Below are 14,358 nucleotides of genomic sequence, written 5' to 3'. Positions count from 1 at the left end.
CCTGAGGAGAACGCCATGACTGACCATCACACCTACAAAAAAGTCGAACTGGTCGGCTCGTCCACCAGCAGCATTGAAGACGCCATCAATAACGCGCTGGCCGAGGCCAGCAAAAGTCTCAAGTACATGGAATGGTTTGAAGTGACCGAAACCCGTGGGCACATCAAGGACGGCAAGGCGGCCCACTTTCAGGTAACGCTCAAGGTCGGGTTCCGGATTGCCAGCAGCTGAGATTGCGCTAGTCTTCTGAACTTGCGCGCTGGCCGAATGCCATAGGGAATGGCAAAGCGCTGTATGTGCGCATCCAGCGAATGACTGGATGCCCCTTTTGATCCGACCAGGGAGTGCGACCGATGAAGAAGTTTGTGTTGGCAGTAGGTTTGTTGAGCCTTGCGGGGACAGCGCTAGCTAACGGCAAGCCATGCGAAGAGCTGAAAGCCGAAATCGCCGCGAAGCTGGATGCCAAGGGCGTTTCTGGTTACTCGCTGGAAATTGTCGATAAAGGCGCAGACCCTGCCGGGAAAGTCGTTGGTACTTGTGAAAAGGGAACCAAGGAAATCGTCTATAAACGTTGATTTCGCGAAGATGTTAAAAAGCCGACGCAATGCGTCGGCTTTTTTTATGGGGAGGTCTGAACGTCAGCCCTTCATCACCTGCGCCAGCAGTTCGTAAGAATGAACACGATCAGAATGTTCGTACAGGTCGCAGGTAAAAATCAGTTCGTCGGCTTGCGTCTGCTCAACCAGCACGTCCAGTTTGGCGCGGATTTTCTGCGGGCTGCCCACCATCGCCAACCCGAGGAAATCACTGACCGCTTCGCGCTCATGCGGCAGCCACAGCCCGTCCATGGTTTTCACTGGCGGACGCTGGACCAGGCTTTGGCCACGCATCAGGGCGAGAATTCGCTGATAGACCGACGTCGCCAAGTAATCGGCCTGCTCGTCCGTGTCAGCCGCCACCAGCGGCACACCGAGCATTACGTAGGGCTTATCCAATACCGCTGAAGGCTTGAAGTGATTGCGGTAGACGCGAATCGCCTCGTGCATGAAGCGCGGTGCAAAATGCGAGGCGAAGGCGTAGGGCAAACCGCGCTCACCGGCCAGTTGCGCACTGAACAGGCTGGAACCCAGCAACCACACCGGGACGTTGGTCCCGGTGCCGGGCATGGCGATGATCCGCTGGTCCGGGGTGCGTGGACCGAGGTAGCGCATCAGTTCGGCCACGTCATCAGGGAAGTCGTCGGCGCTGCCGGAACGTTCGCGGCGCAACGCGCGGGCCGTCATTTGATCGGAGCCGGGTGCGCGGCCCAGGCCCAGGTCGATCCGCCCCGGGTACAGACTTTCGAGAGTACCGAACTGCTCAGCGATCACCAGCGGCGCGTGGTTCGGCAGCATCACGCCACCCGAGCCGACACGAATGGTCGAGGTCCCCCCCGCCAGATAGCCGAGCAGCACGGAAGTTGCCGAACTGGCGATGCCATCCATGTTGTGGTGTTCGGCGACCCAAAAGCGGTTGTAGCCGAATTTTTCGACATGCTGCGCCAGGTCCAGGGAGTTGCGCAGCGACTGGGCTGCGTTACCGTTCTCGCGCACAGGCACCAGATCAAGGGTCGAGAATTTGATGTCGGACAGTCGTTTCATAAACCTGCTTCTCCAGTTAGGGCGCAGGTTTTTCTTACAAACGAAAACCTGCCGAATCCATAAGCGTGTTTCATGCAATGAGGGCATATACCCGAGTTTCAATAGCCAAGGCAAAAAAACCTACGAAAACAGTAGGACAAACAAGATCGGGTGAACTTTGCACTGCCGGCTATCCTCAGAACCCTTGGCAACCGAAAACCACAAAGGCGCGACGCTCGTGCCGGATCTTGAGGAGGCAGGTATGGCTATTACGAAGAAAGCATCGGCTCATTGGGAAGGTGACCTGAAAACCGGCATCGGCTCGATCTCCACTGAAACCGGCGTGCTCAGGGAAGCGCCTTACGGCTTCAAGGCACGTTTCGAGGGCGGCAAGGGTACGAATCCGGAGGAGCTGATTGGCGCAGCCCACGCGGGGTGCTTCTCCATGGCGTTTTCGATGATTCTTGGCGATGCCGGCCTCAAGGCTGACAGCATCGATACCCAAGCCGAAGTCACTCTGGATCAAGTGGACGGTGGTTTTTCAATCACCGCCGTGAAACTGATCCTCCAGGCGAAAATCCCGGGGGCGACGCAGGCGCAATTCGAGGATCTGAGCAATAAAGCCAAAGAAGGCTGCCCGGTTTCAAAAGTGTTGAATGCGAAAATCACGCTGGAGGCGACGTTGCTCAGCTGATGGCGGCTGTTCGCGCAACCGATAAAAGATCGCAGCCCTCAACAGGCTGCGTTCTTTTTTTGCGCCCGGACAAAACCTGACCAGCGAAATTGTGGTCGAATAAATGACAGCAGTGAATACGCATAACCCTGCGCGCTGCCTCAAAGGAGCTTCAACCATGAAACGTTTTACCTTGGCGGTTATCTGTTGCGCATTGGCCACATCGGCCCTTGCGGCACCGAAACCCTGTGAAGAACTCAAGGCCGAGATCGAAACCAAGATCCAGGCACAAGGGGTTTCGTCCTACACCCTGGAAATCGTCACCAATGACGAGGTGCACGATCAGAACATGGTCGTGGGCTCATGCGAAAACGGCACCAAGAAAATCATCTATCAGAAAAACGACCGCTGATTCGCCTCACAGGCAATAGGACTCCCGGTCTTCTGCGACGATTTCGCGCTTGGCGTTGTACAATCGGGCGCCCGGAACAAGCGTGATCGACTGGCCTACCAGTACGTAACGCTGACCTGCTTCGAAATGATCATATTGGATGGTCAGGTAGCACAGCCGTTCCGTTGGACCGTCCATGACGCCCAAGCCACCCCCACCCGGTATTTCAAAATCGAATCGGACGAGCAGCTCGTGGCTGCCAGGCGTAACCTGGAAAAAGCGTCCGTCATTCAATCGCCGCTTGTCCAATCGCTCGGCCATCAGCAACTTATCGTTGGGGAATGGCACAGAGAAGTCGACCCAAGCCATCTGTGGATCAACCGGCGGCAACGGACTCTGACAGCCAGCAACAACGCTGGCAGCGAGCAACAGCATTAACCTGCGCATGATGAATGTCCCAATGATTTGGTCATTCAGCATACCGCCGATCAGGTGTGTTGGCAGCCTGCCGGTGTGCCGTGGCCAATGACTTTTCGCTGTTGGTTATAGAGTTTCGCCCACGGTCTGAAGCCGATATTCCCCGCTTGCAGCTGATAACGCTCCCCGGCGTTGAAGTCGCTGAATTTCACGTTTAGCTGACAGTCACGCCATAACGGCTCGGCATCCGGGCCGATATTGGTCGGCGCGACCGGGAACCGGTAACGCACCGTCAGCTCGTGGCTGCCGGGTTGCACCTGAAAATAGCGTTTGTCGGTCGTGGCTTTATCATCGACTTCCAACGCTTGCAGCGCCGAGTCTTTTCGTTGCGAGTCCAGGTCGATCCACGCCTGCGCCGGATCAGGGTGAGGCAATCCAAATACAGCACAGCCCGTCAGCATCAACAGGCCCCCCGTCAGCATCATCTTGTGCATAGCGCAGCTCCAGTCAGGCGGGATAGTCTTGCGGGCAGACTTTCCAAGGATGTTTTTATTTTGATCAGGCCGTTTCCAAGCCTTGGGTTACTTGATCGCGTTTTGCGCGTTTTGTTTCCGGGTATGTTGCTTTTGCTGCTCAACGGTTGCACCAGCGTCAGCTATTACAGTCAATTGGCAACGGGTCAGCTGCAACTGCTGCGGGCTCGTGAACCGGTGGCCGAGGTGATTGCCGATCCATCGCGCGATCAGACACTGCGTGCGCATCTGGCCCAGTCACAAAAAGCCCGGACATTCGCCAGCGAGCATTTGCACCTGCCGGACAATCAAAGCTATCGCCTGTATGCCGACATTGGCCGGCCGTTCGTTGTCTGGAATGTCTTCGTCACGCCGGAGTTTTCCCTGAAGCCACAGAACCATTGTTTCCCGATTGCCGGCTGCGTCGCTTATCGCGGTTACTACAGCCAGAGCGCGGCACGCGGCGAGGCGGCCTTGCAGCGCCTGCAAGGTATGGACGTTTCGATTGGGGGTGTCGAGGCGTACTCGACACTTGGCTGGTTCAACGACCCGATTATCAGCTCAATGATGGGCTGGGGTGACGAACGGCTGGCGACGCTGATTTTCCACGAACTGGCGCATCAACGTATTTATGTGAAGGACGACACGGAGTTCAACGAATCTTTCGCAACCTTCGTCGAACAGGAAGGCACTCGCCAATGGCGTGCAACCCGCGGTCTGGCGCCAGACACCGGAGCACAGGCACTACGACGGGATCAATTCACTCAGCTGGTGCTGGACACGCGCACGCGCCTTGAAAAGCTGTACGCCCAGCCTTTGCCAGCGGATCAAATGCGCCAGCGCAAGGCCGATGAGTTCGAGCGACTGCGCAGCGAATACCGGCAGTTACGTGACAGCCAATGGGTGGGGGACAGGCGCTATGACGCCTGGGTCAACGCGCCGATGAACAATGCCCGGCTGTTGCCGTTTGGGTTGTATGACCAATGGGTGCCTGCGTTTGCTGTGCTGTTCAAGCAAGAAGGTGGGGACTGGGTGAGGTTTTATGCGGCCGTCGAGAAGCTGGGGGCATTGCCGGTTGGGGAACGTAAGGCGACGTTGAAAACCTTGGCAGATAAGATCTCCGTCGACTGAACTGCCGCCATCGCGGGCAAGCCTTGCTCCTACAGATTTGGAAATCTGTGCATACCCCTTAGGAGCAAGACTGAACTGGTCAAGTAATCTCGGACACCGATTACGGTGTTTATGCCGCTTTTTGCTCCATGGCTATTGGCGACAGGTAGTCGTTATAGCTATGGAGTCTGGTGCGGTTGTAGTACATGAAGAAGCGCACGATATCGGTTTTGGCTTCCTCGATCAGGCTGTAACCGCCACGAGGCACCCACTCTGACTTGAGCGTGCCGAAAAAGCGTTCTGTCGGCGCATTATCCCAGCACTGCCCGCGATGACTCATGCTTTGCAAAATGTCGTGTTGCAGCAGCTCTTCTTGAAACTTGCGACTGGTGTACTGACATCCCTGATCTGAGTGAAACATCAGTCCAGGAGGACACGTTCGTACCTCTGTCGCCATACGCAGCGCTTTGCTGACCAAGTTGGCGTCATTGACCAGAGAAAATGCCCAGCCAATAACCCTTCGGGCATACAGATCGATCACGATGGCCAGATGAACCCAACGTTTGCCCACCATCAAACTGGTGACGTCGCCACACCAAACCTGATCGATTGCAGTCGGTTTGAAGTTGCGCTTGAGCCGATTGGGCGCGACAAATGCTTCCACTCCTTTGGATCTGAAAGGGTGAGGCTGGCGTTGTTTACTGACGATATTGGCCTCTCTCATCAGCGCTCTGACAAGACTCCTTCCAGCTGTAATGCTTTGGGATTTCAGGCCTTTACTGATCATTCTGGAGCCCATGGCTTCGCGGCTTTCGCTGTGCAGCTCAACTACTTTCAGCTTGAGCTCTTCGCGTTTGCGCCTCGGTTTGGCGCGTCGCTGAATCCACTCATAAAAGCTGCTGCGCTTCACACCGAAAACACGACACACCACAGCCGTCGGGAATGACTCTCTTAGCTCTGCGATCATCGAAAACGATCGGGATCCGACATCAAGAGAGCGGTAGCCTTTTTTAGGATATCGGCTTCCATCTCCATGCGCTTGATCTTGGCTTTTAGTTCCTGGATCTGGCGCTGATCTTCGGTGATTGCCTTGGTGCCTTTGACTGGCTGCCCTTCACGTTCCTTACGAACCTGATCGACCCAGCGCCGTAAAGCGGTGGGCCCGATATCCAGCGATGCACAAACATCTGAAACCGGGCAGTTATCATCAAGCACCATGCTGGCAGCATGAAGCTTGAACTCGCGCGTATAGACCTTTCTTTCGTTCATGGAGCCTCCAAGTTGGCGAAATCATATCGCCCTTAAGAGGTGTCCGAAATTATTAGGCCAGTTCAGACTTGCCCGCGATAGACCTCTGACTAGCGCTGCAAAAACGCCCTGTGCATCGCGTCCAGCGTTTCAAAGTGATAGGTCGGTGCTTCTGCACTCAACTCTTCGTGGCTGCCAAACCCGTAACCCACAGCCGCTGCATCCAGCCCATTACTGCGCGCACCGATCAGATCATGCTTACGATCGCCAATCATCAGGGTGTTGGCAGGATCCAGCCCCTCTTCAGCCATCAGATGCGCAATCAGTTCGACTTTATTTGTGCGCGTGCCGTCCAGTTCGCTGCCGTAAATCACTTTGAAGTGTTTGGCGAAATCAAAGTGTCGGGCGATTTCCCGGGCGAAAACCCAAGGCTTGGATGTCGCGATGTACAACTGCCGGCCCTGCCCTACTAACGTTTCCAACAGTGGGGTTACACCGTCGAATACGCGGTTTTCGTACAGGCCGGTCACCTTGAAGCGTTCACGATAGTAGTTCACCGCGTCCCAGGCCTTGGGCTCGTCGAAGTCGTAAAACTGCATGAACGCCTGTAACAACGGTGGGCCGATGAAGTGTTCCAGCTTGGTCAGGTCAGGTTCGTCGATCCCCAGTTTGCTCAGGGCAAACTGGATCGAACGCGTGATGCCCTCGCGCGGGTCGGTCAGGGTGCCATCGAGGTCGAATAAAACGGTTTGGTAATGCATGAATAATCCTGGGCAATATTGGAAGAGAGTCAGAGCCGGTCGTAACCTTCAGCCAGATGCAGATCCTTGAGCTTCACGTAATTCGCCGCACTGTAAGTGAAAAAAGCCTTTTCCTTGTCGGTCAGCGGTCGGATCTGTTTCACCGGGCTGCCCACATACAGGAAGCCGCTTTCCAGGCGTTTGCCCGGCGGCACCAGGCTGCCAGCACCAATGATCACGTCATCCTCGACCACCGCACCGTCCATGACGATGCTGCCCATGCCGATCAAAACCCGGCTGCCCACGCTGCACCCGTGAAGCATGACTTTATGCGCGATGGTCACATCGTCGCCGATCAGCAGCGGAAAGCCATCGGGGTTGAACGGGCCGGCGTGGGTGATGTGCAACACGCAGCCGTCCTGAACACTGGTGCGCGCGCCGATACGGATGCGGTGCATGTCGCCACGGATCACGGTCAGCGGCCAGACAGAGCTGTCTTCGCCGATTTCGACGTCGCCGATCACCACCGCCGAGCCATCGACAAAAGCGCCTTTACCCAGCAGCGGCGTGTGGTTCTGATACTTGCGAAGGTTCACGATAGGGTTTCTCTCTGTTGCCGATAGCTGCGGTGAGCGTCGATTGTAATTAAGATGGCCGCATGTTTCTTCCAGCCAAGGTGCCAACCGTGAGCGTGAACAACCCTCTTTTGCAGTCCTACGACCTGCCGCCGTTCTCCACGATCCGTGCCGAACACGTGCAACCGGCCATTGAACAGATCCTGGCTGACAACCGCGCCGCCATTATCGAGATCCTCAAAACCCAAGGCAAACAACCCACCTGGGCCGGTCTGGTGTTGGCGATGGACGAACTCAATGATCGACTGGGTGCTGCCTGGAGCCCGGTCAGCCATCTGAATGCCGTGTGCAACAGCGCCGAACTGCGTGAAGCCTACGAGTCCTGCCTGCCCGCCTTGAGCGCGTATTCCACCGAGCTGGGCCAGAATCGCGAACTGTTCCAGGCGTTCGAAGCGCTCGCCAATAGTCCCGAAGCCGCCGATTTCGATGTGGCGCAAAAAACTATCCTGGAACACTCCCTGCGTGACTTCCGCCTGTCGGGTATTGACCTGCCAGAGGCTGAGCAAAAACGTTACGCCGAAGTGCAGAGCAAGCTCTCGGAGCTGGGCAGCCGCTTCTCCAATCAGTTGCTCGACGCCACTCAAGCCTGGACCCGGCACGTCACCGATGAAGCCACCCTCGCCGGCCTGACCGATTCGGCCAAGGCGCAAATGGCGGCGGCAGCGCAGGCCAAAGGCCTGGACGGCTTCCTGATTACCCTGGAATTCCCGAGCTACTACGCGGTGATGACCTACGCCCACGACCGCGCCTTGCGCGAAGAAGTCTACGCCGCCTACTGCACCCGTGCCTCGGACCAAGGCCCGAATGCCGGTCAGAACGATAACGGCCCGGTCATGGAAGAAATCCTCGACCTGCGCGAGGAACTGGCCAAATTACTCGGTTTCGCCAGCTTCTCGGAGCTGAGCCTGGCCACCAAAATGGCCGAGTCCAGCGATCAGGTGCTGAGTTTCCTGCGCGACCTGGCCAAGCGCAGCAAGCCGTTTGCCGCTCAGGACCTGGAACAGCTCAAAGCCTATGCCGCCGAACAAGGCTGCCCGGACCTGCAAAGCTGGGACAGCGGTTTCTACGGCGAAAAACTTCGCGAACAACGTTACAGCGTGGCTCAGGAAGCCCTGCGCGCCTACTTCCCGATCGACAAAGTGTTGAGCGGGTTGTTTGCCATCGTTCAGCGTCTGTACGGCATCGAGATCGCCGAACAGAAAGGCTTCGATACCTGGCACCCGGACGTTCGCCTGTTCGAGATCAAGGAAAATGGCCAGCACGTCGGCCGATTCTTCTTCGACCTCTACGCTCGCGCCAACAAGCGCGGCGGGGCATGGATGGACGGCGCCCGCGATCGTCGCCGCACCGCTGAAGGCATGCTGCAAAGCCCGGTGGCCAATCTGGTGTGCAACTTCACCCCGGCCGACAGTGGCAAGCCGGCGCTGCTGACTCACGATGAAGTCACCACCCTGTTCCACGAATTCGGTCACGGCTTGCATCACCTGCTGACCCGCGTCGAACACGCAGGCGTCTCCGGCATCAACGGCGTGGCCTGGGATGCGGTCGAGTTGCCGAGCCAGTTCATGGAAAACTGGTGCTGGGAGCCAGAAGGCCTGGCGCTGATCTCCGGTCACTATGAAACCGGCGAGCCACTGCCTCAGGACCTGCTGCAGAAAATGCTCGCGGCGAAAAACTTCCAGTCCGGCCTGATGATGGTGCGTCAGCTGGAATTCTCGCTGTTCGACTTCGAGCTGCACGCCACCCACGGCGACGGTCGTAGCGTGGCGCAGGTGCTTGAAGGCGTACGCGACGAGGTGTCGGTCATGCGCCCACCGGCCTACAACCGCTTCCCGAACAGCTTCGCCCACATCTTCGCCGGCGGTTACGCGGCGGGTTATTACAGCTACAAGTGGGCGGAAGTGCTGTCGGCCGATGCCTTCTCCAAGTTCGAGGAAGACGGCGTGCTCAATGCCGACACCGGTCGCGCATTCCGCGAGGCCATCCTGGCGCGTGGGGGTTCTCAGGAACCGATGGTGCTGTTCGTCGACTTCCGTGGCCGTGCGCCATCGATTGACGCACTCTTGCGCCACAGCGGCCTGAGTGAGGACGCGGCAGCATGAGTGAGGGACCTGTGATTACCAAAAGACGCTTTATCGCCGGGGCGGTTTGCCCGGCTTGCAGCGAGCCGGACAAGCTAATGATGTGGAGCGAAGACGACGTGCCACATCGCGAGTGCGTGGCCTGCGGTTATTCTGACACCCTGAATGAACAAGGCCTTTCCGTGCCCAAGGAACTGGGCACGCGGGTCAACACCTCGGCACTGAAAGTGCCGGACGCCAAGGTTCAGGCCGTACAGTTTTTCCCGAACCCGAAGCTGAAGAAAAAACCTGACGAGCAACACTGAGTCAACACCACCTTCCACTCTTTGACGGGTGGAAGGTGGTATCTATCTACCGCCCTTCCTGCGTGCTTCCCGCTTAGGCTGATCCCTTCAGCCACTATCAAGGAAGACGCCATGCCTGATACCAATCCGCTTTTGCACCACTGGGATCTCCCGCCTTGGTCGGCCATCCGCGCCGAGCATCTGGTGCCGGCCATCGAATCAATCATTGCCGACAATCACCAAACCATTGCCGAGATCACGGCCAGTCAATCCGAATTTCCGACCTGGGATGACCTGGTGCTGGCCATTGTTGAAACCGATGCTCGCCTGGATGAAGCGATGGGCATTATCGAAACCCTGATGACGGTCAAACACGACAATAAAGCGTGGGACACCGCAAGCCGTCGCTGTGGAGACGCCCTGGCGCAGTACAAGTCGCAGAAGATGAGCAATCGGGAACTCTGGAAAGCCTGCCTGCGTCTGGCGCAAAGCTCGATTGCTCAGAATTTCGACGATTCACGCAAAGCCGTCATGAGCAAGATTCTGCGTGAGTTTCGCTTGTCGGGAATCGATTTACCCACCGAGCAACAGCAACAGCTGACGCGGCTGAACCTCGATATCAGCCTGTTCGAAGACCTTTTTTTGAGCAATCTGCACAGTGCCAGCTCGGCCTGGAGCAAGCACATCGACGACATCACCCGGCTCAATGGCCTACCCCAAGAGACCAAGGACCGTCTATCGCGCAACGCCCGACAGGCAGGACAAGATGGCTGGCTGATTCGTCTTGACCAGCACACCCGCCATCAAGTCATGACCTACGCCGAGAACCGCGCCCTTCGCGAAGAATACTTTATCGCCTACCTCACACGCGCTTCCGATCAGGGCCCAAACGCAGGGTCATTTGATAATGGTCCCGTATTGGAGCGTCTGTTGTCCCTGCGTCAGCAGAAAGCCCGACTGCTTGGGTACGAAAACTTCGCGCAATTGAGTCTCGCATCAGAAATGGCCGAATCCACGGCGCAAGTCAGCGAGTTTCTGCGTCGACAGGTGACGCTTGAGACACCGGCGCTTGTGCGGGACACCCAAGCGCTCGATGCGTTCGCGCTAGAGCGTGGCCTGAGTGAAGTCCACGCCTGGGACCATGATTTTCTCGCCGAACAATTGCGCCAGCAAAGTCTCGCAGGTGCCCTGAATGATCTGCGGGCCTATTTTCCCCTCGACGGGACTTTGCATCGGCTTTGCCTGTTCAGCGAACGTATGTTCGGGATCAAGATCGCCGAACAGACAACGTTCAGTCGCTGGCATGACAGCGTGCGACTGTTCGAAGTCAGCGAGCATGAGCAGGTGATCGGACACATTTACCTCGACCCCTTCCATCGAGAGGAGGCTTCGGACTATGCCTGGACCGCCACACGACGCAATCGACGAGTGAATGCCGAGGGTCGATTGATACTGCCGATTGCGATACTTCACCCCAACTTCACCCCAGGGATCGCCGATCATCCGTGCCTGCTTACCCACCAGGACCTGCGGGTGCTTTTTCATGAGTTCGGCCATTGTTTGCAGCACACCCTGACGCGATCACCTCATCACAACCTTTCCGGTATTTCACAACTGGGTCGTGATACCGCGGAGTTCGCCGGTCAACTGTTCGAGCGATGGTGCCTGTCGCGCGAGTTTCTATTGTGGCTGGCAGCGCACTACCAAACTGGCGAGCGATTGAGCGAGGAACGTATCGACAAAGCGCTGGCCGCTGTTCAAACACAAACCAGCCGGGAAACCGCGAGACTGCTGCTGGGTGCCTTGCTCGACTTCGATTTGCATCATTGCCAGGGTGATAGCCGCAGCCTTCAGCAAGTCTTCGAGGACGTTCAGAGGAGGATTCCCGGCCTGCAACTGCCGTCCTATTGCCGGTTCGCCAACAGCTTTGACTACATGGTGACCGGCTACGCGGCCACGGTTTACGCCTACCAATGGTCGGGGGTGCTGGCGACCGAGGTGTTCAAGCGGTTTCAGCAGGAGTGGTTATTCAACCCCCAAACCGGCAGGGCCTTTCGCGAAGCCTTTTTTCACCTGGCGACTCACGCTCACTGCTGATTGCCTTGAATGAGTTCCTGGGGGCGGTCGGCCACCGATCAACTGTTAACGGCCTAGCCAGAGATCATTGCCAGCTAAACCCGTGATTACTCAACGTGAGCCGATTTGAACCAGCTCTTCATCGAACAAGTGGCGAACGGGCTGGTGCTGCAATCACCATTGGCCAACGCGATGCGGAGTTTATCGACGTCGGCCTGCATCATGTAACGCACGCCATCCTTGAAATGGGTGCTATCACCAAAGCCGCCCCGAGTCATTTCATTCAGGGCGTCTTCCTTGCTCCAACCCTGGATCACGACCCGGTACATGGCCGCCATCAAGCCCGTGCGGTCCGAACCGTGTTTGCAGTGCATCAGCACCGGGCCACTGGCCTCGGCCGCTTGAATGGCACGAAGGGCCTTGAGTACATCCGCGTCGTCCACGTGATTGGTCCGATAGGGCAACTGAACCTGAGCGATACCCGGCACAGACAACCAACTCGAGTCTGACTCTGGCAGGAAATTGATGACGGTTCCCACCTGCAATTTTTCCAGTAATGCAATGGCGCCGCGATCGGGCAAAGCGCTGCGGTAGAGCGTCGGGGACATCTGAAAGAGGTTGTATTTCGCTTCGACCGGTTGCGCCCATTCCGCCGGACGAGGGGACGCGCTGTCATCCGCAAGGGCGAGAGTCAGGTTGAAAAGTGCAACCAGTGACAACAGAAATGTGGCTGGCATGAGGCGCAGTCGGGACATGCTCGGACAACCGTATGAAAAAGTGTGGATAGGTGTCACGCAGCATCAGCCTTGAGCAGTCAAAGGCCTGTGAGCCTGCTGTCAAAGAATTGTGAACTGGCCACGCTCGTGGTACCGATACATTTCAATACTATAAAGCGACACGAAAAAATCCGCATCGCTTTACAAGTTCGCCGTTAAATCGTCGACTCGTCAATATTTATATATTGCGTGAGTTAAGGATTAATAATCTTCGAATAGGCTTTTGCCAATGCAACCAGAACTACTTTGTCCTGTGCATCAATCTCGCCATTGCCGTTTACATCGGGTGCGCCACTCAGGGTGAAGGTCATGCCGCCGTCATTCGACACGGCCTCGCGGGTGCTGGTGTCCAGCAGAGAGTAAGTAGACGTTCGGCTCTCAGGGTCATAGCCCTCTTCCTTCAGCGCAAACTGCATGGAAACCCGAACTTCTTTTGGACTAACAAGCGTAGGTGCCAACAGTTGAAGGAATACGCCACGCTGATTGTAATTCGACATTTATTAAATCCTTTTAATATGATTAACACGATAACTTCGTGCGAAATGAAGAATACTAACAACGCCACTAAACTTGCCATGCGCATTATGTTTCTCATAATGACCGGCCTATTCACACGCCGAACGGCACTGGTCGATTGCATCGAGTCCGTATACTGTATGCACATACAGCTAAAGGATTTTGTCGATGGCTACTCCCTTGCCCCCTCGCGGACGCGGCACCGCGACCAACCCGCACAACCGCTTCGCGCCGAATCGCTCGGTGGCCGAGGATGACGGTTGGTATCAGGAAGCGCCGCTCACCCAGGGCACCGAAGTACGCATCGAAACGGCGAAAACCATCATCACCCGTAACAACTCGCCGGACTTGCCATTCGATCGTTCGATCAACCCCTATCGCGGCTGCGAACATGGCTGCATCTACTGCTATGCACGGCCCAGCCATGCGTATTGGGACATGTCGCCGGGGCTGGATTTCGAGACCAAATTGATCGCAAAGACCAACGCCGCCGATGTGCTGGAAGAACAGCTGTCCAAACGCGGTTATCAGTGCGCGCCGATCAACCTGGGGTCCAACACCGATCCTTACCAGCCAATCGAGCGTGAGCACAAAATCACTCGTAAAACCCTCGAAGTGCTGCTGCGTTACCGCCATCCGGTGACCATCATCACCAAAGGCTCGCTGATTCTTCGTGACCTCGACCTGCTGGCCGAACTCGCCGGGCAACGGCTGGTGGCGGTGATGATCAGCCTCACCACCCTGGACGATGAGCTCAAACGTATCCTCGAACCGCGTGCCGCAGCGCCCAAGGCCCGGTTACGGGCGATACGCGTCATGCATGAAGCGGGTATTCCGGTAGGTGTGTTGTGTTCGCCGATGATTCCGATGATCAACGACAGCGAACTCGAAAGCCTGCTGACCGAGGCGCATGCGGCCGGCGCGCAAAGCGCGGCCTACATGATGCTGCGCCTGCCGCTGGAAGTGGCGCCGCTGTTCGAAGAATGGTTGGCCGCCCATTATCCGCAGCGTGCCGCTCATGTGCTGAGCCTGATACGCCAGAGCCGTGGCGGTGAGCTCTATGACAGTCGTTTTGGTGCCCGGATGCGCGGCGAAGGCCCCTTTGCAGACCTGCTGGCACAACGTTTCAACAAAACCATCAAGCGCCTGGGGCTTAATCGTCGGGAAGGTTTTAATCTGGACTGCGATGCCTTCTGTCCGCCGGGTCGCCAGATGTCACTGATTTAAGGACAATTGGCCTATGGTTGAGTGGTGAGGAAATCACCGCACCTTTAGGCTGG

The 14,358-nt window shown here is 56.9% G+C and carries 18 protein-coding genes; 9 read left to right on the top strand and 9 right to left on the bottom strand.

The features are described from left to right. The first annotated feature begins 15 nt into the window (after positions 1 to 15). On the top strand, positions 16 to 231 hold the full coding sequence (locus AB4N76_RS14580; protein ID WP_008027736.1) for a dodecin: 216 nt from the start codon (positions 16 to 18) through the stop codon (positions 229 to 231). Between the two features lie 122 nt (positions 232 to 353). Then, complete coding sequence (locus AB4N76_RS14575; protein WP_046031090.1) at positions 354 to 575, top strand: DUF1161 domain-containing protein; 222 nt, start codon at positions 354 to 356, stop codon at positions 573 to 575. A gap of 63 nt (positions 576 to 638) precedes the next feature. Here AB4N76_RS14575 and AB4N76_RS14570 read toward each other — a convergent pair whose 3' ends face one another. Continuing rightward, on the bottom strand, positions 639 to 1,640 hold the full coding sequence (locus AB4N76_RS14570; protein WP_046031089.1) for an LLM class flavin-dependent oxidoreductase: 1,002 nt from the start codon (positions 1,638 to 1,640) through the stop codon (positions 639 to 641). A 241-nt stretch (positions 1,641 to 1,881) separates the two neighbouring features. Here AB4N76_RS14570 and AB4N76_RS14565 point away from each other — a divergent pair, with 241 nt between their 5' ends. Continuing rightward, a complete protein-coding gene (locus tag AB4N76_RS14565; RefSeq protein ID WP_046031088.1) occupies positions 1,882 to 2,313 on the top strand; it encodes an OsmC family protein in 432 nt (143 codons plus the stop codon). A 157-nt stretch (positions 2,314 to 2,470) separates the two neighbouring features. Then, positions 2,471 to 2,704, top strand: a complete 234-nt coding sequence (locus AB4N76_RS14560; RefSeq protein ID WP_046031087.1) for a DUF1161 domain-containing protein — start codon at positions 2,471 to 2,473, stop codon at positions 2,702 to 2,704. A 6-nt stretch (positions 2,705 to 2,710) separates the two neighbouring features. On the opposite strand, the gene AB4N76_RS14555 is transcribed toward AB4N76_RS14560, so the two are convergent. Together AB4N76_RS14555 and AB4N76_RS14550 are read right to left on the bottom strand one after the other, a co-directional pair. Continuing rightward, positions 2,711 to 3,130, bottom strand: coding sequence for a PA0061/PA0062 family lipoprotein (locus AB4N76_RS14555; protein WP_046031123.1), 420 nt, complete (start codon positions 3,128 to 3,130; stop codon positions 2,711 to 2,713). Positions 3,131 to 3,171: 41 nt separating this feature from the next. Beyond that, complete coding sequence (locus tag AB4N76_RS14550) at positions 3,172 to 3,594, bottom strand: PA0061/PA0062 family lipoprotein (RefSeq protein WP_046031086.1); 423 nt, start codon at positions 3,592 to 3,594, stop codon at positions 3,172 to 3,174. 60 nt (positions 3,595 to 3,654) lie between these two features. Here AB4N76_RS14550 and AB4N76_RS14545 point away from each other — a divergent pair, with 60 nt between their 5' ends. Next, on the top strand, positions 3,655 to 4,743 hold the full coding sequence (locus AB4N76_RS14545; RefSeq protein WP_460164587.1) for an aminopeptidase: 1,089 nt from the start codon (positions 3,655 to 3,657) through the stop codon (positions 4,741 to 4,743). A 109-nt stretch (positions 4,744 to 4,852) separates the two neighbouring features. Here AB4N76_RS14545 and AB4N76_RS14540 read toward each other — a convergent pair whose 3' ends face one another. The 4 genes from AB4N76_RS14540 to AB4N76_RS14525 all read right to left on the bottom strand — a co-directional run bounded on the left by AB4N76_RS14540 (position 4,853) and on the right by AB4N76_RS14525 (position 7,306). Next, positions 4,853 to 5,689: an IS3 family transposase gene (locus AB4N76_RS14540; RefSeq protein WP_223525384.1), complete on the bottom strand. Its 837-nt coding sequence runs from the start codon at positions 5,687 to 5,689 to the stop codon at positions 4,853 to 4,855. Further along, entirely contained in the window at positions 5,686 to 5,991 is a 306-nt protein-coding gene (locus AB4N76_RS14535; RefSeq protein WP_046033372.1) for an IS3 family transposase, read from the bottom strand. The genes AB4N76_RS14540 and AB4N76_RS14535 overlap by 4 nt, the downstream gene beginning before the upstream one ends. 89 nt (positions 5,992 to 6,080) lie before the next feature. Next, positions 6,081 to 6,731: an HAD family hydrolase gene (locus AB4N76_RS14530; RefSeq protein ID WP_046031084.1), complete on the bottom strand. Its 651-nt coding sequence runs from the start codon at positions 6,729 to 6,731 to the stop codon at positions 6,081 to 6,083. A 29-nt stretch (positions 6,732 to 6,760) separates the two neighbouring features. After that, complete coding sequence (locus tag AB4N76_RS14525; RefSeq protein WP_460164586.1) at positions 6,761 to 7,306, bottom strand: gamma carbonic anhydrase family protein; 546 nt, start codon at positions 7,304 to 7,306, stop codon at positions 6,761 to 6,763. Between the two features lie 89 nt (positions 7,307 to 7,395). Between AB4N76_RS14525 and prlC the strand changes: the two genes are divergently transcribed. The 3 genes from prlC (at position 7,396) to AB4N76_RS14510 (ending at position 11,807) form a co-directional block, all read left to right on the top strand. Then, positions 7,396 to 9,447, top strand: a complete 2,052-nt coding sequence (gene prlC / locus AB4N76_RS14520; protein ID WP_077432178.1) for an oligopeptidase A — start codon at positions 7,396 to 7,398, stop codon at positions 9,445 to 9,447. Further along, complete coding sequence (locus AB4N76_RS14515; RefSeq protein ID WP_046031082.1) at positions 9,444 to 9,731, top strand: YheV family putative zinc ribbon protein; 288 nt, start codon at positions 9,444 to 9,446, stop codon at positions 9,729 to 9,731. Before prlC ends, AB4N76_RS14515 begins: the two co-directional genes overlap by 4 nt. Before the next feature lie 111 nt (positions 9,732 to 9,842). Beyond that, positions 9,843 to 11,807 (top strand): M3 family metallopeptidase, encoded by a 1,965-nt coding sequence (locus AB4N76_RS14510; RefSeq protein ID WP_460164585.1) that lies wholly within the window; start codon positions 9,843 to 9,845, stop codon positions 11,805 to 11,807. An 86-nt stretch (positions 11,808 to 11,893) separates the two neighbouring features. On the opposite strand, the gene AB4N76_RS14505 is transcribed toward AB4N76_RS14510, so the two are convergent. After that, entirely contained in the window at positions 11,894 to 12,541 is a 648-nt protein-coding gene (locus tag AB4N76_RS14505) for a phosphatase domain-containing protein (RefSeq protein ID WP_046031080.1), read from the bottom strand. A 215-nt stretch (positions 12,542 to 12,756) separates the two neighbouring features. After that, the gene (locus tag AB4N76_RS14500) at positions 12,757 to 13,059 is read right to left on the bottom strand and encodes a hypothetical protein (protein ID WP_046031079.1); all 303 of its coding nucleotides are present in this window, start codon (positions 13,057 to 13,059) and stop codon (positions 12,757 to 12,759) included. Positions 13,060 to 13,246: 187 nt separating this feature from the next. Here AB4N76_RS14500 and AB4N76_RS14495 point away from each other — a divergent pair, with 187 nt between their 5' ends. Continuing rightward, positions 13,247 to 14,305 (top strand): PA0069 family radical SAM protein, encoded by a 1,059-nt coding sequence (locus AB4N76_RS14495; protein ID WP_046031078.1) that lies wholly within the window; start codon positions 13,247 to 13,249, stop codon positions 14,303 to 14,305. Positions 14,306 to 14,358: the final 53 nt, after the last annotated feature.

It is taken from the genome of Pseudomonas sp. S2_F03 (genome assembly GCF_054668335.1).
Note: the sequence above shows the minus strand (reverse complement) of the source record. Positions and strands in the feature narration are given on the sequence as shown.